Origin of the sequence: Tissierella carlieri (genome assembly GCF_018917285.1) — a bacterium.
Taxonomy (GTDB): Bacteria; Bacillota; Clostridia; order Tissierellales; family Tissierellaceae; genus Tissierella; species Tissierella carlieri.
This window is the reverse complement of sequence record NZ_JAHLOH010000032.1, coordinates 1-20,468: the sequence shown is the minus strand read 5'-3', so window position 1 is coordinate 20,468 and position 20,468 is coordinate 1. Positions and strand designations below refer to the sequence as shown.

Below are 20,468 nucleotides of genomic sequence, written 5' to 3'. Positions count from 1 at the left end.
ATATAAACATCTTAATATTCTAAAAAACCTCCAATGATATCTCATTGAAGGTTCCTATTAAAACTAATATTTATTAAACTTGCTGAACAGCTTTTCTTATTCTTTTTAGCCCATCTTCCAAAACTTTTCTCGGGCAGCCTATATTTAATCTAAAAAATCCTTCTCCCCCTATACCAAAGGTTGTACCATCATTTAGTTGAACTTTACCCTTGTTTATTAGAAGTTTATCTATTTCTTCTGAGGTTTTTCCCAAAGAACTAAAATCCAACCACATCAAAAACGTTCCCTCAGGCTTGTATACCTTTACTTCAGGAATATTTTTACTTATATAATCAACTGCAAAATCGGCATTATCCTCAATATATTTAAGAACTTCACTAAACCAGCTACTTCCATATTTATAAGCAGCTTCAAAACCAACTATAGAAAGTCCATTAGTATGACCTATTCCAATATTCTCAATAATCCCATTATAAAGTTTCCTTAAATCTTCATTAGGTATAATAGCTACAGAAGCAAATAATCCTGCAATATTAAAGGTTTTACTTGGAGCCATGAAAGTTATCGTATTATTGGCAAACTCATCAGATATAGATGCTAAAGGAGTATATTTATGTCCTTTGAAAGCAAGGTCGCAGTGTATATCATCTGATACCATTATGATGTTATTTTTTATACATAAATCTCCAAAAGCTTCAAGCTCCTCTCTTTGCCATACTCTACCAACTGGATTATGAGGGTTACAAATAATTACCATCTTAGTCTTTTCATCTATCTTATTCTCTAAATCAGTAATATCAATTTCATATCTATTCCCATTATTTTTTAATGAATTTTCTTCTACTATTCTATTATTATTCTCTATAACTGAGTAAAAAGGAGGATATACAGGAGGTTGGATTATTACCTTATCTCCTTCTTTAGAAAAAGCATTTACTGAAATACTGAGGCCCGATACTACTCCAGGAGTAAATACTAACCATTCCTTCTTAATCTCCCAATTGTACCTTGTCCTTACCCATTGAATTATAGATTCATAGAAAGAGTCCGGTCTATCATCATACCCTATAATACCATGGTCTATTGTCTTTTTCATAGCTTCCAATATTTCATCTGCAACTTTAAAATCCATGTCTGCTATCCACATAGGTAATAAATCATCATTGCCTGACCACTTTATGGAATTACTAGATTTTCTATCAATTACCTCATCAAAATTATATTTTGATCTACTCATTTTTATACACCTCACCTATAAACTCTCAAATTTTATATACTAATTCTATGTTCTATTTCTATGCCAACTAAATCTCCAATCTGAAAATCGCTACTTTCCTTTCCTGATAGATTCACATCTAATGAGTGTCTATCATTAGTAATTTTATACTCTGTATGCTGTCCCATAAAAATTTTATCTTTAACTATATATTCCCTATTAATATCTTTCGTAATCTTAATATCTTCTGGTCTAATGATATAAGTCTTACCATCTTCATTTAATAAATTAGACTTTCCAACAAAAGATGCTACATATTCACTAACAGGATAAAAATAAACTTCCCTCGAAGTGCCTACTTGTACTATATTACCCTTATCCATGACAACTATCTTATCAGATAAGCAAAGTGCCTCAGACTGATCATGGGTAACAAATATCATTGTGATTTTAAACCTTCTTTGAAGTTCTTTTAATTCTTCACGCATTCTAACCCTAAGACTTGCATCTAAATTGCTTAGAGGTTCATCTAGCAGAAGAATCTTAGGATTGGTAGCCATAGATCTAGCAAGAGCAACTCTTTGCTGCTGTCCTCCACTTAAATTTCCGACTCTACTATTCTCATATCCTGCAAGTCCTACTATATCTATATACTCCTTAGCTATTTCCATTGCTTTTCTCTTTTTTTCCTTACGATAAAATCTAATGCCATAGGCTACATTTTCTATTACATTCATATGAGGAAAAAGAGCATAGCTTTGAAAAACAGTAGAGATTGGTCTTTTCTCTGGTGGAAGATTAGTAATATTTCCTCTATCTAACAAGATTTCTCCACTATCTGGTTTTAAAAATCCCCCTAATAAATTCAAGGTAGTAGTTTTACCACATCCTGAAGGTCCCAATATAGTTATAAACTCTCCCTCTTTTACATCTAAATTAAAATTCTTAACTCCATTTTCTTTATCAAAAAGCTTAGTTAAATTTTTCAATTGTAAAAACATAGCTACACTCTCTCCTTACTTAATAGTCTCATAGCAATCAAATTGACTGAAACAGTTATAATGATTAGTAGACTAGCCATTACTGCTCCTAAGCCATATTGACCATTTGAAATATCCTTAAACATCTCAATACTAGCTACAACATTTCTTGGCGACACTAAGAAAATTATAGCTCCTACTGTAGTCATGCAGGCTGTAAATGTATTGATAAAGCTAGTAAGGAATGTGGATTTTAATAAAGGCAGTATAATACTTAAAAATATTCTAAATCTTGATGCTCCTAAATCTCTAGCTGCATCTTCAATCTTTTTATCAATCGTTGTAAAAGCAGCATTGGCAGCTTTGTTTGAAACCGATATATGTCTAAAGGTACAATTTAGTATTACTATAGCGAAAGTGCCTGTCAATAATAAAGGTTCTTTATTGAAAGCCACAATATAACCTAGTCCAAAAAATATTCCAGGAATAATATATGGTAGAGATGAAATAAATTCTATATTTTTCATCATAGGAATATTTCTTCTATGGGTATAGTATGATAATAAAATCCCTATTATTGAAGAAATAATACCAGAGGTTACAGAAAGAACAATACTCCTATATAAGGATGGCAAATACATAAATCTGACTTTTTCAAAATGTGCTAAAGTAAATACCAACTTACCAGATGAATTTGTAGATATGGCAGATAGAAATATATTACCGTATTTTAAAATCATTAAGATAAAAAATACTCCTGTTACTAAGCCAAGTATAAACCTAAATCCAATTGGTAAGCTAAATTCATAATTATCTCCTCCAACAGCTTTAGTTCCATCAGATAAATTGTCTAATTTAGCCATATTTTTGCGATAAAAATAAAATGCAATTACGGCTGGTGGTATAAGGAGCACAGATATCGCTGCACCTTTTCCTAAGTCTGCTGCTGAAAATATAGTCATATATGCTTCTGTAGCCAATACCTTATACTTTCCTCCTATAATAATTGGAGTACCAAAATCAGCTAAATTCATAGTAAACTGTAAAAATAAAACAGACATAATGCCAGGAAAAATACTAGGTAAAATCACATGTAACAAAGTTTCCATAGGTGTAGCACCTAAATCTCTAGATGCTAGTATTTGTCTCAAATCAATTGAATTTAATGTAGAAATAAGCATCATAGATGCAAGAGATATTTGTCCTATAGTTTGAAGCAAAACAATTCCTTGCCAGCCATAGGGGTTAACACTAAGTCCTAGTAAATTATGGGTTATAATTCCTCTACGACCAAAGAGCATAATCAATGCCAAAGCAGAAACAAATGGAGGAGATATCATAGTAATCATCAAAGATCGATGGATTATCTTTTTCAACTTTCCTCTTTGTAAAAAAGTATAGATCGCAATGCATAATGCAAAAAAAGTCCCAAGTATTGAAGATAAGGTTGAGACAAATAGGCTATTTCTTATTAATTTAAGATTTTGAGTGTTCAATAAATTTTTATAATTATTAAATGAGAAAACTCCATTTCGATATACAGATGTTGATATAACCATTACAATTGGATATAAGATAAAGACGAGTAAACTTATAATTACTGCAAATAAAATTAATTTATCTATTATATAGTCAAAAGAAAGAGTTGAAAATTCAACTCTTCCTTTTTTATCTTTACTATTTATCACCAACTAGAGCTCCCCATCTTTCAAGAATTGTATCTCTGTCTTTGCCCATTAATTCTAAATCAAAATCTATAAGTTTACTCTTATCTAATCCACTCATTAATTCTGGAGCATCTACATCATCTCTGGCCATGATTCTAGCATCTGCTTCTCTAAGTATTGTTTGTCCTTCTTGTGACAAGTACCAATCTATAAATACCTTTGCAGCCTCTAGGTTTTCTGTAGCTTTAAATATTCCTATTGGTGCAGGAGTCCATGGAATTAAATCTTCTGGATAAACTACGCTAGTTGGATTAGTATCTCCAGCAGCAAAAGTGCCACCAGTAATAGCAACAACACCTATTGCAAATTCACCAGCTGCTACCTTTTCAAGTGGCTCTCCACCACCCTTTGCGTAGAATTGAATATTTTCGTCAAGTCGTTTGAAATAATCCCAAGCCTTTTCTTCTCCCCAAGCTTGAATAAGTCCACTGACTATAGCATAGTTAGTCCCTGATATTGCAGGGTTAGCCATCATTACTTCATCTTTATATTTTGGATCAGCTAAATCTTCCCAAGTCTTAGGAGCTTCAAGGCCTTTTTCTTTAAGAAGATCATTATTTACAATAAATCCAGCTGGAACTAATGCTAATCCAGAGAAATATCCATCTTTATCACAATATTGAGGATTTATAGCAGATACTTCTGGTGATTTATATGCTTCTAAATATCCTGCATCTCTAGCATTTAAATAACTATCGACTCCACCGCCAAACCAAATATCAGCAGTAGTCTTTCCATTTTCTGCTTGCAGCTTTGCAAGAGCTGAACCGGTTGACATACTTAACCATTCAATCTTTATACCTGTTTTTTCAGTAAAAGCATCAAATGAATTTTCAGCACCGCCATAAGCCACTAAAACTTCTAAAGTAGTTCCTTCAAATGGTTTATCATTTACAACTTCATCATCTTTTTTCTCAGTATCTTCACCAACTACTGGAGTTGTATTAGGATCTTCTATAGCTTCTTTCTTAGAACAGCCTGTAAATGTAAAAACCATAGCAAGTATTAACAACATTGCTATTATTCTCTTCATCGTATTTCCCCCTTGTACAAAATTTGTCAAAATTAGTCTATCATTCTGGTATATTGAAGTCAAATTAGGTTTATCTATAAGACTCTATCTAACTATAGATATATTTTATACAATGTGATAACTATAAGATTTATTTGTCAACCTAACTAACTCATATATTAAGGGTTAAACCTCAATCAAATCTTATAAAGATAAAAAATAGAAATTTCCATTCGTTATAAAAAATACCCCTAGGGGATTTAAGTCCTCTAGGGGTTCTATTAGGGGAATTTATACAAAAATTCTGCACAAACAAATATTGTATTTATTATTTTCCATCTCTTTCAAATTTTAATATTGCTCCAGTTGTGGCATGAATCTCTATTTCATATTCATAATCCTTATTATACATTTCAATTTCATATTTTGGTGGATTATCATCCTTCTCAAATTCAATATCTTCAACTTTTGCATCTCTACCAATTTTATCTAAAGCAATTTTTATTGCTTCTTTCTCTGTAATATACTTTACATCGACTACTGGCTTTTTATCTTTATTTATTTTATCAGAGTTTCCTTTTATTTTATACTCATGCCCACAATATTCATCTTTATCATCTTTATCTTTTATTTCCTTTGTTAAATCAAATACCTCTTTAGTTTCTGCATTAATCTTCATTAAATACTTATATTTAGAGGTTTTAACTTCTATTAAATAATGGGGAACTTTCTTTTCTAATTCAATTTCAAAGCCTGTTATAAATGCTTTTTCATCCTTTACCTCTTTTAATGCAATCATTTTAGCTTCATATTTTGAAATAAATCTTCCATTATTGGTTTTAATCTTATATTCTTTATCTTTAATCTTATCTACATGAACATCTTTAATCTCTCCAGTAGTTCCATGAACTTTTACCTTATATATTTTATAAATCTTAGGATTATTTATGGTAGTTATTTCAATAAGATAATGAGGGTCATCATAAGTTAATGCAATCTCATAATCTGTAACTTCTGATTTCTTCTTATCAACCTTTTTCATTGCAATTTCTATGGCTTTTTCCAGACCAATATATCTTTCACTTTTCACCTTATCTTCAGCTTTCTTATCTACTATCTTCTTGTCTTGAATTTTCTTAACTACTCCTTTGTTATTTAAAGCCTTAGTAGTAGAAACTTTAACACCCTTACTTGCCTCTGCCAATAAATTAGATGGGATAATAGGAGTTGTTAAGGATATAATTAATGCTCCTGCTAAAATAGGCAATGTTTTTTTAATTGTTTTCTTTGTCATGAAAATCATCTCCTTATCTTTTTCTTAATTCTATTTCTTAATTTCATTCTATGATTTTTCATGACTATCAACAAGTTCAAATACTATCAAAAACCTTCTTTTTTAGATATCCAACATGTATAGAATCCTTGTGTTTGCTTTTTGTATATCTAGTATTTGCAACGTTTCAATCGTCAATCTCATCTTTTTCAAAATCTATTACTGCACCAGTTATAGCATGAATTTCTATTTCGTATTCATAATTTCCTAACACAATTTCTAGATTATATTTTGGTGGATTGTCATCAATATCTGATTCTATTTTAATTAATTTTGCCCCTGATCCTACTTTATCTAATCCAATCTTTGTTGCCTCATCTGTGGATATATATTTAGAATTCACTATTGCTTTTTCTTCTTTTGATTTATCTTTTTTATCCTTCTTATCCTTCTTATCTTTTTTGTCCTTTTTATCCTTTTTATCTTTATTAGGCTTATCTTTATTTGGCTTGTCCTTGTTAGTTGATTTATCACTCTTAGGCTTTTCTTCTTTTGAAGGTTTATTTTCTTTTGGCGGATTATTATCTGCCACTTCTGTTTTACTCTTTGGATCATCCTTTGAATTATCATCTGAACTATTGCTTCCAATTTCTTCAAGCTGTTCTTCTTCAATAGATTCAGCTTTATTTTCTCCTAACTCTTTACCTTGTTCTTCTGGTTTTTTCACTATATCTCCCGAGTTTTTATCAACTACTGTTGGAGTGTCTTGATTTACAATGCTCTTATCCATTGTTGTCAGCTTGATTGTAGTGGCTATAAGACCTATGGATAAAATTATTACTAATATTATAAGTATTTTTACTATAGTATTTGTTTTCAATTGGACAACTCCTCCTTTCGTAGCTTTCTAAATTCCTCAGTAGTCATACCAACCTTCTTCTTAAACAAAGTATAAAAATATCTGTTGTCATAATACCCTACTGCTTCAGAAATATCTTTGGCAGTATTATCTGTATTGATTAGCAACTCCTTAGCCTTATCTATCCTGCAGCTAATAATATAATCATTAAGAGTGACTCCCTTTTCAGACCTAAAAATTTGTCTAATATATCCTAATGATAAATTTACTTCCTCAGCTATTTCATCTACAGAAAAATCTTGTCTAGTAAAGTTGTTCAATACATACTCATCTATTTTGTCCGCAATAGAATCCTTATTTACAGAAGCAGCAACTTTACTATTTTCTATTTCATTATATAATATTACTTGATTTTCACCAATAGACATAGCATATTGAACCGCCAATATAGCATACCTATGACTAAACTTAATACTATCAAGGCTATTGACAACAGTTCCTATTCCTATGGAAACCGTTATATCTAAGTCCTCTACTATAAGTCCCTGTAAATTAACCAATTCCTCCATGATATTCTCCATTTTACCATCATCAAAATCATCTTCATTGATTATACAACTTATGGAATTTGAAGAAGTAATAGCTGCCACCCATTTGACATTTATTTCCATAATATCAAGTACTTTTTCTAAAAGGTCTAAAGAAGAATTGGAATCATCAGCTATAATAGCTAAGGTTAAAAATTTCTCTTTGGAAAAACCTAGAATCTTTTCAGCAGAATCATTATAGTTTCCATTAAATATCCTAGATACATGAGATCTTACATTCTTTAGTATAAGACTATTATAAGCCTCTCCTAAGAAGGTATATTCATCTACGCCAACTACATTATCTATAGAGGGATCTTTCCTCATATTTTTTATGAGTTTATCCAAAGGCTCATAAATCCTCTTAGCTGAAAAAATGCTGACCAATAGACTAATAAACATTGCAATAATGAAAAATAAAGCAATTACTCTGTTTATCTGGGTAGTCTCAGCCTTTATTAGAGAATAAGGTACTATACTAATAAATACGAATCCTATATTCTCAGCCTTTTTAAAGGTTATAAAGGATTTTTCTCCTAGGTATTCTCCTGTGAATCCATCTTCATCATTTGGATTATTAGCTATACTTCTGTAAATATCACTTCTAGGTAAAGGCTTAGCAAAACCTGTACCTTGTGAACCTGATATAATCTTACCTCCACTGTTTGCAATCAGCATAATTTCCTTTCTATTAGCTGTATTCAATAAACTAGACAATTTATTTTGATCTATATTAACTATTATCCCTGAATCAAGTTTACCATCTTCATTATTTGCTGCATATACAATAGAAATATAATCCTTATTATATTTAGTCCCGTAGATACTATAGGAGGTCTTTCTTGGAAAGAATACTTCATTTTTATATGAGTTATAATGCTTTTCAAAGTCATTAAACAGTTCTACAGAAGATTTATCATAGAAAGTCTCTATGGATTGAGGAGGATAGATATTAGATATAATCAAATTAGCCTTCTTATTTATTATATATACAGAGTCAACCAAATCATCTTTAAATGCAGCATTGTCTATGATCTTAGATGCTATTTTAATATCTTCTTCATATATATCTGCTCCTTGTAGAGTCCTCCTTATATCTTCATCTCTAGACCATAGGACATAAAAATCTCCGTAGATATTTGTCAAAGCATAATAGGCAGTATTGTAGGACTGCCTCATTAAATCTCTTTGGGATTCATTGGTCTTAGCCTTAGTTCTGGAGGACACAAAATAGGATACAACAGCCATTAGAATACTTGTAAGTAAAATAGAGGTTATTAAATATGAAATTATCAATCTAACTAGCAATTTATTATTCGTCAGTAATTTTTTAAAATTCATATCACACTTCCTAAAAATATTGATGATTTAATTATATTCTTAATGACTAAGTAAATCAAATAATATATCTAAGCCAGAGGCGGGGGAATCCTCTGGCTTAAATATATTACTCTGTTATAACAAGCTTATTTTCAGTTTCGAACTTTCCTATTGGTTGTAAACAACCTTTCCGTTGATTATTGTATATACTACAGCGGCATTAGTATCTAATGCTGGAGTACCTTTGAAGATAACTAAATCGGCGTCTTTACCCTTTTCAATTGACCCTACTCTATCATCAACTCCAATTATTTTAGCTGGATTTATAGTAAGCATATTGATTACTCTTTCTATATCTCCTCCAAATCTAACTACTTCTCCAGCTTGAACAAAGATTACATCGGGATTTAATATAGGTCCATCTGTCATTATTGAACATAGAACTCCTCTTTTATCTAATTCTATAAGGCTGAATATATCAATTTTTCCACATTCACCAGGTAAAAGCAACACTCCTATAGGTCCGTAAATAACTCCTTTACAACCTGAATTTACAATATCATCATAATAGTCACTAGCACCCCATGCATGATCTAAGGTAAAATCTATATTAAATTCCTTAGCAACTCTTATAGTAGTCAACATATCAAATTGCTCACAATGGACTTTTAATGGAATCTCTTTTCTAAGAACCCTACATACATTTTCTAGTCCTAAATCAAAAGGAGGTTCCTTTGACTTATCATCCTTTGCAGCTTCTTTTTTCTTCATATATTCTTGACCTTTAATTAAGGTTTCTCTCATTACATTAGCAATTCCCATGCGAGTCATGGGCATTTGGTTTCTTTTTCCATAGACCCCTTTAGGATTTCCTCCGAGGGCCATTTTTAAAGCTATTGGATTTTTAATACACATATCTTCTATACTGTGTCCATAGGATTTGACAGCACACACAAGTCCACCTACTACATTACCACTCCCAGGAGCAATAGCAGAAGTAGTAATTCCTGATCTAATAGCCCTCTCAAACATATTTGATTTTGTATCTATAGAATAAACTGCTTCAACTTCAGGAGTAGAATTCTTAGTCATTTCATTCAAATCCTGATCGCTCATATCTGTACCAAATCCTCCTATATGACTATGGGCATCTACTATACCTGGAGTTACAACAAGACCATCAGCATCTATTACATCTTCTGCATCCCATTCTAAATCTTCTCCCACATCCACAATTTTTCCAGCTTCTATCACAATATAACCCTTTTCAATAACCCTATTGGCAGAAGTATATATTTTAGCATTCCTTATTACCAGCATGATTCAACCCTCCTAGTATTTAGGATATTTTCTCCATTGATAAATGCAGCTTCAACTCTAGCTGTATAAGTTTCTATAGGATTTTCTGTCCATATAATAATATCCGCATCCTTACCCATTTCTATAGACCCTATTCTATCGTCTACACCAAGAATCTTAGCTGGAATAGAAGTAATCATCCTAAGTACATCATTACTCTTTAAACCATACTTATAACATAATATAGCATTCCACAATAAGGATTCCTTCCCTGATGAAACATTATCACCACAGGAGCTAATAGCAATATCTACTCCATTTTCCATAAGTTTTTTTATTCCTTCTAAGTCTACTTTACTATTTACGGAGGACATAGCATTAGTTAAATCTCCCAAAATCACACTAAATTTATTTCCAATAATATTTCCAGTATTTTCATTTACACCAAAAGCACCTGTAAAAACAATATCTATAGGAAAATCCTTTAATGCTAATTCCACAGCATCCATTTCAGATTTAGTATTACAGTTTACAAATAACGGAACTTCTCTATTTATTAATTTTTGCAGAGCATCAGACTTAGAATCATAATCTTTATTATCATTATTCCTATAATCCAAAGCCTTTATAATTGCTTGTTTTAAAAGTGCAAAGGCACCCATCCTAGTCATAGGACAAGTATTGCGAGTACCATATACCTTTTTTGTCTCTGTAGCTACAGAGGATACCATTCCTATCTTTTCTTTCACCAGCATTTCATAAGGATGTTTTCCATAAGTCTTAAATACTGCTGCATATCCTCCTAAAACATTGGAAGTAGAAGGTGTGATAGCTGCACTAGTTACTCCATATTCAAAAACTCTTTGAAACAGCATGCTATCCTGATCAAAAGAATAAACCACATTCATATCTGGAGTAATAGGGTCTGAAGCTTCCTTTAAGTCATCATCTCCCCATCCAGGCCCTTTACATCCCCATATATTGAGAGATTCTATAAATCCTGGAAATATTACCTTTCCTCTAGCATCAAATATTTCAATGTCATTAGAAACTTCAATTGAATGTCTAATATCTTTGATATGGCTACCATCTATTAAAATATCTACATCTTCTAATATATTTCCCTTTCCGTCATGAACAGTTCCACCTCTAATAAGAATCATCAGTTTATCCCCCTTAGTTTCTGTTTAAATAATCTGCTACTAATAGACCACATTCAAGCTGAATACTCACAAGTTTCTTAATAGGTACAACCTCATAATCAATTTCTTTTTCTAATAATTCACTTAGTTCCTTTAATCTCTCTTCTGCATTGTTAAAGGCTTTTTGTAAAATTAATTTCTTTTCAGAATCATCTTCATTATCTTTTTCCATCTTTAACAGTTCAATTTCATTAGCCCTAACTAATAAACCATAGGACAACATTTTATAGAATTTAGAGATTAATAAATTATCGAATTTTTCAGCCACAGTAGCTATCTTAGCAAAATCTGGATTTTCATTGACCATTTTCTTAGTGGCTTCATTACTTTCATCATTATCAGTAAAAGCTTCCAATGCCAATCTAAAAGGATTTTTTTTATCCATATACTGAATTCCACTATTTAACGTTTCTTTAATAAAAATATCTGCTTCTTGACTAAATTCCATGCTCTTCAAAACTGCATCTTTTCTAGTTATATCAGATGGTGATAAATCATTTATTCTTTTATCATAAAAATATGGCAGCTCCGTTAGAAGGGTAAAAGCTCCGCAAACTTCCTTAGCATAGTCTGCACTACAGGTTCCTACCTTAATTACACTCTCAGGATTAGAAATACCATACTTCTCCAAATAATCATAGTTTTGGCGAATACCTAAATCTTGATAAATTGCAGGATCAAAGGCTACACAATAGGGAGCTTCTGGTTCTCCTAAATTAAGAGGAATACCCTGTTTTTTAGCAGCATTTCTCATATCATCATAAATCTCTCTAGTTTCTCTGGATATATACCAGTAAACGCCTCCAAAGCCTGCATTGTGTAAGGAATATATGAACTTTGGTTTGATTTTATCAATCAGGTCCATCATAGCCTTAGTTTCAGGAATAGTATCATGAAAATGTAAGTTCTTATAATCTATGGGGAAAGTCCAATCAACCTGCTGATGACCTGCTGGTCTAAAGAAGTTTCTTGCATAATTATATAAAGTAAAAGGTCCTTTGAACCAGTTTTCATTAAGTTTTGTACCATCTGCATCCCATGATTTAACTATATACCAAGTATAGTCTAGTTCATCCCTTAGATCCTTGTTTTCAGCAAGTTCTCTTGTAAAATATTCAAGCATCATTGCTCCTATAGGTTCATTTGGATGAGGACATCCAAACATAAGAGCATTATTAGAGCCATTACCTATTTTTAGACAATACAATGGATGGTTATCTCTAGTTCTACCCATCTCAAATAATTCTACTATCTCTGGAAATTCTTCAGCTAATTTTTTACTACTAGCATCCATCTCCTCTACAGTTAAAAATTCCTTATATTCAGGTATATTATTTATTACATCATCAAATATCTTTTTCATTGTTTAACCTCCTAATGGAGGCTAATTACATATCTTTAAGATATGCAATTAGCCTTTTAAATTAATAGACTATTTTAAGTCAGTAAATGTATATTCTGCCCATCCCCATTTTCCAGCACCATCTATTGGTAGATTAATAAATTGAACATTATTAGCATCATATCCAGCAAATGCTACTATTGGAATATAAGGAAGATCTTCAGCAAGTATTGCTTGAGCTTTTTTATAATATTCGGCTCTCTTAGCTTGATCACCAGTAGAGGCTCCTTGAACTAACAAATCATCAAATTCTTTATTACTGTATTCACCATAGTTGCTTCCTACACCTGTACCAAAACGTTTCTGTAAAGCAGCTGGATCTGGTCCCATAAATCCACCTTGTAACTCAAGCATAAAATCCCTCTGTGTCCCAACTTTATCAAACCAAGCATTATACTCATGAACTTGAACCTTTAATTCTATACCAGCTTTAGCTAAAGTTGATTCCATTAGCTTAGCCGCATCAGGATATCCTGAGCCTTCAAATACATCTATAGTAAGGCCTCTTACATAGAAACCATTGGCATCTTTTTTGTATCCAGCATCTTCTAAAATCTTTATGGCTTCTTCAATATTGAATCTAGGAGATGTTTCTTCACTATTTGAAACCCATTCAATTAACGAAGGATACATATTATATTCTGGTTTTTGTACTCCGTTATAGATTTTTTGAGATATCTCTTCTTTATTGATGGCAGTTGCTATAGCTTTTCTTAAATTCACATCCTGTAAGGTCTTATCCTTTAAATTAAATATAATCCTCATAGGAGATGGATATTCATTTAAGGCCAATCTAATATTGCCATTTGCCTCCATTTCTGCTACATTTGCTGATGGCACATTTTCATACACATCTATATCACCGTTTAACAATGCTTGGACAGCAGTGGCATCATCAGGAATAATGGAAAATATTATCTTATCTAGCTTTGGGGCACCTTCATGATAGTTAGGGTTGGGAATCAAAGTAATACTTTCCCCTTGTTTGAACTCTGAGAATTTAAATGGTCCGGAACCTATAGGATTCTTGGAGGCTGGGTTCTCTTCCCATGGTTGTCCATTATTATATACATGCTCTGGTAATATGAAAGTAGCATACCAACCTAAATCAGCAATGAAGGAAACATCTGCCTGATTCATATTAAACACAACAGTATAATCGTCTGGAGTATCAATAGAATCAACTATGGATAATCTTGAACTTATATAATAGGATTCATTAGCTTTTATTGTGTCAAAGGTATATTTCACATCCTCGCTAGTTACATTTTCACCATCATGCCATTTCACATCTTTTCTTAAGTAAAAAGTAATTGCCTTTCCATCCTCACTTACATCCCACTTAGTAGCTAAATCAGGTATAATTTGTTTACTAGCATCTAGCTTAACAAGCCTATTATATATATTCTGTACAATAGGATAGGCATTGTCATCTGGTAAAGTATCTGGGTTAAAAGACATTGGATCTCCAGAAGCTCTTACTATTAATACCTTTTCTTTTCCCGGCTTGCTTTCTCCACCTTTTTCACCTTCAGACGGAGTATTAGTTGTAGTCTTAGGGGTACATCCTATTACCATTACAGTGACTAGAACTAAAGCTATGATTGTTAAAAATAACTTTCTCTTCATATTAACCCTCCTTGTCAAATTAGTCTAATCTATCACAAGCTACCATATGACCTGGCCAAACTTCATAGGTAGAAGGATATTTTTTGAAACACTCATCAGTAGCCTTAAAACATCTTGGTGCAAAATAACAGCCTGGTCCTGGATTAACAGGTGTAGGTGGCTCTCCTTCAATATTTATCTTATTCATAATCTCTTCTGGATCAATAGAGCCGCAGTTTGAAATCAAAGTTTGAGTATATGGGTGCCTTGGATCTTTAACCACAGTATCACTATCCCCATATTCAACAACTTTTCCCAAATACATAACTGCTACCTTATCAGAAATATATCTAGTTAAAGCAATATCATGGCTAATAAAAATAACAGCAGCATTTTTCTCCTTACTTAGCTTCAGCAGCATATTTATGATTTCAGATCTTACAGATACATCTAACATAGAAACAGGTTCATCAGCTATTATAAACTTAGGGTTAAGAAGCATGGCACGTAAAATAGATATCCTTTGCAATTGTCCTCCTGATAATTCATGGGGATATCTTTTCATAATATCCTCTGCAGGCCGTAATCCTCCAGACTCTAAAGTTTCTAAACAAATTTTTCTTCTTTCATCTAATGTCTTTCCAATAGAATGGATATCTAAAGGCCTCATTAAAATCTTTTCAATAGTATCTCTAGGCGTAAAAGAGTCATAGGGATTTTGAAATACAATTTGTACCAATCTTCTAAAATCCTTGGGATTGTTTTTCATAAGTTCCCCTGTTGATATATCATCAATGAGTACGTCTCCTTTAGTAGGGTTTTCAAGTCTAGCAAGAATTCTACCTAAAGTAGATTTTCCACATCCAGACTCTCCAATAACTCCAAGTACCTCTCCCTTTTCTAGCTCCAAAGACACACCATCAACAGCCTTTACCCACTGTTTTCCCTTTACCCCTCCTTTAAAGCCTCTCTTTAGGGGATACCACATAGATACATCATCAACTTTTATATAGGAACTTTTCTTTTCCATCTATTCCTCACCTCCATATAGATGACAGCTTAAATTTCTTCCATCCTTCATTTCTAACTTGGCAGGCTTGTCCCTTCTGCACTTATCCGTTACATATTTACAACGTGGAGCAAAGACGCATCCATCATATAATTTAGATAAATCTGGTAAAAATCCACCTATTCCCTCTAATTTTAGTTTATCTCCCTTAAGTGAAGGAAAAGAAGATAATAAACCTTTGGTATATGGATGTAATGGTTCCTTTAGAACATCTTTTACATATCCTATTTCCATGAGTTCTCCGGCATACATAATGGCTACCTTATTGCAAGATGTGGCCACTACAGACATATCATGAGTGATCATAATCCTAGTCATATCTAAATCCTTCTCCATCTTTAGCACTTCATCAAGTATTTGCCCCTGAGTTACAACATCTAGAGCAGTAGTAGCTTCATCCATTACCAATAACTTTGGATTATGAATAAGGCTTATGGCAATAGAAACTCTTTGAAGCATACCTCCCGATAATTCGTGGGGATATAGATTATATACTCTTCCAGATAAATTAACTAATTCAAGCAAACTGGAAATTCTATCGAATATCTCTTTTTTAGTAGCCTTAGGATGGTGAACCTTATAAATATCCTCTACTTGAGTACCTATTCTATGAACTGGTGATAGAGAATTCATAGATTTTTGAAAAACTACAGATAATTCATTCCATCTAATCTTTTTAAGTTCCTCTTCAGATAATTTAGTTAAATCACGTCCTATAAATTCAGCAACTCCTGAAATCTTCGTACTTCTATCGGGCAAAAGTCTAAGCAAAGCCATAGCTAAAGTAGACTTTCCTGAACCCGATTCACCAACAATACCTAAAGAATCCCCTTTATGAATCTTGAAACTTATATCTTTTACAGCATATACACTTTTATGTTTATTTACATAGGTAACGTTAAAATTCTTTAAATCTAATATACTTTCCATCCTTAAACACCCCTTTTAGTCATATGCTTAGGATTAAGTACATGGTTTAATCCATCTCCTAAGAGATAAAATATAGTTACTGTAATTACAATAGCTACTCCAGCATAAGTTGCCACCCACCATGCACTGGTAATATAAGGTTTCCCTTCATATATCATTTGTCCCCAACTAATAGTATTAGGATCTCCAAGCCCTAGAAAGCTAAGGCCTGCTTCTGTTAATATAGCATTTGACATTCCAACTGTTGTATTAGCTATAACAGGGAATATACCATTTGGAATAATATATTTAAATAGTATCTGGCTTTTAGTCTCACCCATGGCAATAGCAGCCTTAACGAAAGTTCTTTCTCTCAATGATAATGCCTGGGCTCTCATAAGCTTTGCATTACTTGGCCAAGTAGTAAATCCTATTACAATCATTACATTGATAATACTATTACCAAACAAAGCAATAATAAGGAGTATTAAAAAGAATGTAGGAAGCATCATAAATATATTTATAATCTCAGATACAATCTGATCTATTTTCCCGCCAAAGAAACCTGCAATCCCTCCAATTAAAATTCCTAGTATTCCAGAAATAAGAGCTGAAATAACAGCTACTTTAAGGGAGGTTCTGGTCCCATATATAATCATACTGTAAACATCTTGACCCATTTTATTGGTCCCGAGTATATGACCGTTTTCTCCAACTTTATTTAATATATCTCCTCCAAAATAATATGGATCCTGACTTGAAATAAATGGTGCAAATATAACAATTACTAAAAGGAAAATAATTCCTAAGACTCCAAACATAAGCTGTTTATCATTTATAATAACTTTCTTAGCTCTATCAATAACCTTCTTTATATTCATCATGAACCCTCCTTAGTACCTAATTCTTGGGTCGAATACTGCGTATACAATATCTACAATCATCATTACAACTGCAACTGAAATTGACATTACAAGATATATTCCCATTAGAGTAGGATAGTCTCTCTGGGTAATAGCTGTAAGTACCAATCTACCAGTGCCAGGCCATGCAAAAACAGTTTCTATGAGAGCTACTCCAGTAATTAGATAAGCCATAGATATACCAAAAATTGTAATGGTAGGTAAAATAGCATTTCTAAAAATATATTTATTAAATATCTTTTTCTCACTCATACCCGTAGCCCTTAAGGTAAGAATAAAATCCTCATTGGTGACCTGTAAAATAGAAGACTTTGCAATTCTAAAATAAAGAGGAATCTCAACCAATAAAAGTGTACCTACAGGAAGTATCATATGTTTCATTACATCCATCACATAAGCCATTCCAGTATAAGAAGCTCTAGGGTCTGTCATTCCATAGGTAGGAAGTAGTTTTAAAACAGATGAAAATATGATAATGAGCATTAGCCCTAGCCAAAAGGAAGGCATAGAATTTAGTATATAAGAAAAACCTGAAAAAATAACATCAATAATTGACCCCTCTTTTCTTGCTGCTACAATCCCCATTAATGTACCTATTATAAGGGATAGTATGCCTGAAGTTAAAACTAGTAAAATAGTTGCAGAAAGCTTTTCAGAAATCATTTCCGTTACGGGCCTGTTGTAAATAATAGATGTTCCCAAATCACCAGTTAAAGCGGTTTTTAAATAAACAACAAATTGAGTAGGTAACGGCTTGTCCAACCCATATTTTTGTTCTAATGCAGCTCGCAGTGCCGGATCATCAGTTTCTTTTCCCATAAGAGTCTTTATAGGATCCCCAGGGGCTAATCTAATAATTATAAAATTAATAGAAAAAACTATAAGAATCGTTAGTAGCCCCGTCAAAATTCTCTTTCCTATGTATTTTTTCACCTAACTCCCTCCCATTTCTTTTGTAATGTAACGCTTTAATGTTCAATGGTGAACCTGTTCACCTCTAAAATGTTATTAACACAATAACATAATAAAGTCTTTATGTCAATTATTTTTTTGAAAATTTTTTCTTTTCTAAGTTTTTAGATTCCCTAAAGAATTTAGTAATTTTACTTTTTTTTTCCTAATAATTTGCTATAATGTTAGTTAAACAATAAAGTTTTATTTATTAAAGGAGGAAAACATGCCTAAGCAAACGTTTTTTAACTTACCTTCTGATAAAAAAGAAAAAATAACTCTTGCGGCTTATGAAATATTTACTAACGAAGAATATGAAAAGGTGAGCATTAGGAGCATAACAGGTAAGGCTGAAATTTCAATAGGTAGCTTTTATAAATATTTTGATGATAAAGATGACCTTTATTTATATCTATTAAGTAATATTGAAAAAAAAATATATGCTAAAGAAAAAGAAAAGACAGGATATTTTCTAATGAATAGCGAAGTTATTCCTATCGAAGAAATATGTACTCCAGAGGAAATAGAATTTAATCGTACCTGGTACAGAGCACCCATAGAAGTTATGATGAAATTTTACTTTGGCAAGTACAGCAAAGAATTAAATAGCAATGTAATGGACGAGCTAGTGGAACTTAAAAACTCTGGCAAGCTAAAAGACTCTGTAGACATAGATTTTATTTTCCATATCTATGCAACTTCAATGTTTAATATATTAATATATTTTCGTGATAACAATATAACGGATGTAAATGAAAAACTTAAAATGAAGATAAATTATTATACTGAACTATTTCTTAAAGGAATTTTAAAAACGGAGTAGAGAACAATTAATTGTCCTCTACTCCGTTTTACTTTACATTTTTTGTTATAGTCCTATTTTGTCATATAAATCTATATTTTATTTTGCATATAACTTAATACCTGTTGTATCAAAGTATTGTAGCAATTCTGGTAATACATCAACTGATACTTTTTCACCGTCCTCAGTGATAAAAGTGTTATTGTTAAGCTTAATATAAACTGGATTGTTCGAGTTATACCACTCTACTAGCTTAGCTTGTGCTCTTGGGTTATTATTTAGGTAATCTGTATCAAAAGCCTCATCACCTATAATAACTGCACTAACTGGAAGGTCTTCTATATCTCCTACTAATGTTATCTTTCCTTTGGCTACTTCTGTTAATGTAGCTCCATCTTCACCTGTAAATATTACTTCTATTTGCAAGTTTGACGCTACTACTCCCTCATGTGCTCTATATGTTGCTTTATATAATCCTGGCTCAACCTCTGTCATTTCATTTCCAAGCCTATTAGCTGAAGGTCCAAATGGAAGCATTATTCTATAATATGCTTTACCTCCTGCTGGTGCATTAAAGCTTATTTCTAAGGTTTCATCACTTCTAAGCTCAGTATTTTCAGTTGGCTGGAGATTTGTAATTCTTGCTGGTTCTGGATCAACAGGTCCTTCACCTGCTATTATCTTAACTTTTCCTTCTGCCATTTGTGTTATTTCGTATCCATATTCATTTCTATATACTACTTCAATCAATAAATTTTCTGCTCCTGTTTCTTCTGGCACCGTCCAAGTTCCAGTATATAATCCATCTTCTTCTGTCATTGGTATTCCTATTTCATTGCTTTGTAACCCAAATGGAACCATTATTCTAAAATATCCTTGCCCTCCTGTAGGTGCATTGAAGCTAACTCTTAATACATCCCCTGCTCCAAGTTCTATATCTTCTGATGGCTGGATATTTGTAATAGTTGGTGACTCTAACTCTACTAATACAGTTCTTACAACTGTAGTTACATTTCCTGCTCCATCAGTTGCTTTTACAGTAATAGTATTTTCACCTTGGTCTAGCATCAATCTTTCATGGAAACTATTAGATTCATCTACTAATATCTCTTTATCATTTATCTCTAATTTCGCTAAACCAATATTGTCGGTTACAGTACCTATTACATGAACTGATTCTTCTTTTATCTTAGCATTGTCTAACGGTTTTTCTACTGTTAAAACTGGTGCTAATTTATCTTTTATTACCACTACTGATGCTGATGGTTCTGTTTCTATTCCATTCAACTCAGCTGTTACCTTAATTGTATTTCTTTCTTCTGGTATAGG

Annotated in this window: 17 protein-coding genes; 1 reads left to right on the top strand and 16 read right to left on the bottom strand. The window is 32.2% G+C overall.

What is annotated here, in order from left to right; genetic code table 11:
* Positions 1-73 precede the first annotated feature (73 nt).
* The 15 genes from KQI38_RS09865 to KQI38_RS22620 form a co-directional block, all read right to left on the bottom strand.
* A complete protein-coding gene (locus KQI38_RS09865) occupies positions 74-1,237 on the bottom strand; it encodes a MalY/PatB family protein (RefSeq protein ID WP_216558888.1) in 1,164 nt (387 codons plus the stop codon).
* A 32-nt stretch (positions 1,238-1,269) separates the two neighbouring features.
* Positions 1,270-2,217, bottom strand: a complete 948-nt coding sequence (locus tag KQI38_RS09860) for an ABC transporter ATP-binding protein (protein WP_216558885.1) — start codon at positions 2,215-2,217, stop codon at positions 1,270-1,272.
* Positions 2,218-2,219: 2 nt separating this feature from the next.
* The gene (locus KQI38_RS09855) at positions 2,220-3,884 is read right to left on the bottom strand and encodes an ABC transporter permease (protein ID WP_338114460.1); all 1,665 of its coding nucleotides are present in this window, start codon (positions 3,882-3,884) and stop codon (positions 2,220-2,222) included.
* On the bottom strand, positions 3,874-4,956 hold the full coding sequence (locus KQI38_RS09850; RefSeq protein ID WP_201259660.1) for an extracellular solute-binding protein: 1,083 nt from the start codon (positions 4,954-4,956) through the stop codon (positions 3,874-3,876). The genes KQI38_RS09855 and KQI38_RS09850 overlap by 11 nt, the downstream gene beginning before the upstream one ends.
* Positions 4,957-5,263: 307 nt before the next feature.
* Complete coding sequence (locus KQI38_RS09845; RefSeq protein ID WP_216558880.1) at positions 5,264-6,229, bottom strand: PepSY domain-containing protein; 966 nt, start codon at positions 6,227-6,229, stop codon at positions 5,264-5,266.
* Positions 6,230-6,395: 166 nt separating this feature from the next.
* On the bottom strand, positions 6,396-7,088 hold the full coding sequence (locus tag KQI38_RS09840; RefSeq protein WP_216558877.1) for a PepSY domain-containing protein: 693 nt from the start codon (positions 7,086-7,088) through the stop codon (positions 6,396-6,398).
* Entirely contained in the window at positions 7,085-8,995 is a 1,911-nt protein-coding gene (locus KQI38_RS09835; RefSeq protein ID WP_216558874.1) for a helix-turn-helix domain-containing protein, read from the bottom strand. The genes KQI38_RS09840 and KQI38_RS09835 overlap by 4 nt, the downstream gene beginning before the upstream one ends.
* A gap of 147 nt (positions 8,996-9,142) precedes the next feature.
* Positions 9,143-10,294 (bottom strand): amidohydrolase family protein, encoded by a 1,152-nt coding sequence (locus KQI38_RS09830; RefSeq protein ID WP_216558871.1) that lies wholly within the window; start codon positions 10,292-10,294, stop codon positions 9,143-9,145.
* Positions 10,285-11,436 (bottom strand): amidohydrolase family protein, encoded by a 1,152-nt coding sequence (locus KQI38_RS09825; protein WP_216558868.1) that lies wholly within the window; start codon positions 11,434-11,436, stop codon positions 10,285-10,287. The genes KQI38_RS09830 and KQI38_RS09825 overlap by 10 nt, the downstream gene beginning before the upstream one ends.
* 13 nt (positions 11,437-11,449) lie before the next feature.
* Positions 11,450-12,838: a M14 family zinc carboxypeptidase gene (locus KQI38_RS09820; RefSeq protein WP_216558865.1), complete on the bottom strand. Its 1,389-nt coding sequence runs from the start codon at positions 12,836-12,838 to the stop codon at positions 11,450-11,452.
* 69 nt (positions 12,839-12,907) lie between these two features.
* The gene (locus KQI38_RS09815; RefSeq protein ID WP_216558862.1) at positions 12,908-14,506 is read right to left on the bottom strand and encodes an ABC transporter substrate-binding protein; all 1,599 of its coding nucleotides are present in this window, start codon (positions 14,504-14,506) and stop codon (positions 12,908-12,910) included.
* 19 nt (positions 14,507-14,525) lie between these two features.
* Complete coding sequence (locus KQI38_RS09810; protein ID WP_216558859.1) at positions 14,526-15,515, bottom strand: oligopeptide/dipeptide ABC transporter ATP-binding protein; 990 nt, start codon at positions 15,513-15,515, stop codon at positions 14,526-14,528.
* On the bottom strand, positions 15,516-16,484 hold the full coding sequence (locus tag KQI38_RS09805) for an ABC transporter ATP-binding protein (RefSeq protein WP_094899532.1): 969 nt from the start codon (positions 16,482-16,484) through the stop codon (positions 15,516-15,518).
* 2 nt (positions 16,485-16,486) lie between these two features.
* A complete protein-coding gene (locus KQI38_RS09800) occupies positions 16,487-17,344 on the bottom strand; it encodes an ABC transporter permease (protein WP_216558856.1) in 858 nt (285 codons plus the stop codon).
* Positions 17,345-17,356: 12 nt separating this feature from the next.
* Positions 17,357-18,319 (bottom strand): ABC transporter permease, encoded by a 963-nt coding sequence (locus KQI38_RS22620; protein ID WP_216558853.1) that lies wholly within the window; start codon positions 18,317-18,319, stop codon positions 17,357-17,359.
* A 244-nt stretch (positions 18,320-18,563) separates the two neighbouring features.
* On the opposite strand from KQI38_RS22620, the gene KQI38_RS09790 reads away from it, so the two are divergent.
* Positions 18,564-19,160: a TetR/AcrR family transcriptional regulator gene (locus tag KQI38_RS09790; RefSeq protein ID WP_094899530.1), complete on the top strand. Its 597-nt coding sequence runs from the start codon at positions 18,564-18,566 to the stop codon at positions 19,158-19,160.
* 78 nt (positions 19,161-19,238) lie between these two features.
* On the opposite strand, the gene KQI38_RS09785 is transcribed toward KQI38_RS09790, so the two are convergent.
* On the bottom strand, positions 19,239-20,468 hold a 1,230-nt coding region (locus KQI38_RS09785), incomplete at its 5' end, for a hypothetical protein (RefSeq protein ID WP_216558849.1).

Excerpts from the sequence above, each read along its gene's own strand:
- KQI38_RS09865 (WP_216558888.1), bottom strand. The coding sequence starts at position 1,237 with ATGAGTAGATCAAAATATAATTTTGATGAGGTAATTGATAGAAAATCT.
- KQI38_RS09860 (WP_216558885.1), bottom strand. The coding sequence starts at position 2,217 with ATGTTTTTACAATTGAAAAATTTAACTAAGCTTTTTGATAAAGAAAAT.
- KQI38_RS09850 (WP_201259660.1), bottom strand. The coding sequence starts at position 4,956 with ATGAAGAGAATAATAGCAATGTTGTTAATACTTGCTATGGTTTTTACA.
- KQI38_RS09845 (WP_216558880.1), bottom strand. The coding sequence starts at position 6,229 with ATGACAAAGAAAACAATTAAAAAAACATTGCCTATTTTAGCAGGAGCA.
- KQI38_RS09835 (WP_216558874.1), bottom strand. The coding sequence starts at position 8,995 with ATGAATTTTAAAAAATTACTGACGAATAATAAATTGCTAGTTAGATTG.
- KQI38_RS09830 (WP_216558871.1), bottom strand. The coding sequence starts at position 10,294 with ATGCTGGTAATAAGGAATGCTAAAATATATACTTCTGCCAATAGGGTT.
- KQI38_RS09825 (WP_216558868.1), bottom strand. The coding sequence starts at position 11,436 with ATGATTCTTATTAGAGGTGGAACTGTTCATGACGGAAAGGGAAATATA.
- KQI38_RS09820 (WP_216558865.1), bottom strand. The coding sequence starts at position 12,838 with ATGAAAAAGATATTTGATGATGTAATAAATAATATACCTGAATATAAG.
- KQI38_RS09815 (WP_216558862.1), bottom strand. The coding sequence starts at position 14,506 with ATGAAGAGAAAGTTATTTTTAACAATCATAGCTTTAGTTCTAGTCACT.
- KQI38_RS09810 (WP_216558859.1), bottom strand. The coding sequence starts at position 15,515 with ATGGAAAAGAAAAGTTCCTATATAAAAGTTGATGATGTATCTATGTGG.
- KQI38_RS09805 (WP_094899532.1), bottom strand. The coding sequence starts at position 16,484 with ATGGAAAGTATATTAGATTTAAAGAATTTTAACGTTACCTATGTAAAT.
- KQI38_RS09800 (WP_216558856.1), bottom strand. The coding sequence starts at position 17,344 with ATGAATATAAAGAAGGTTATTGATAGAGCTAAGAAAGTTATTATAAAT.
- KQI38_RS09790 (WP_094899530.1), top strand. The coding sequence starts at position 18,564 with ATGCCTAAGCAAACGTTTTTTAACTTACCTTCTGATAAAAAAGAAAAA.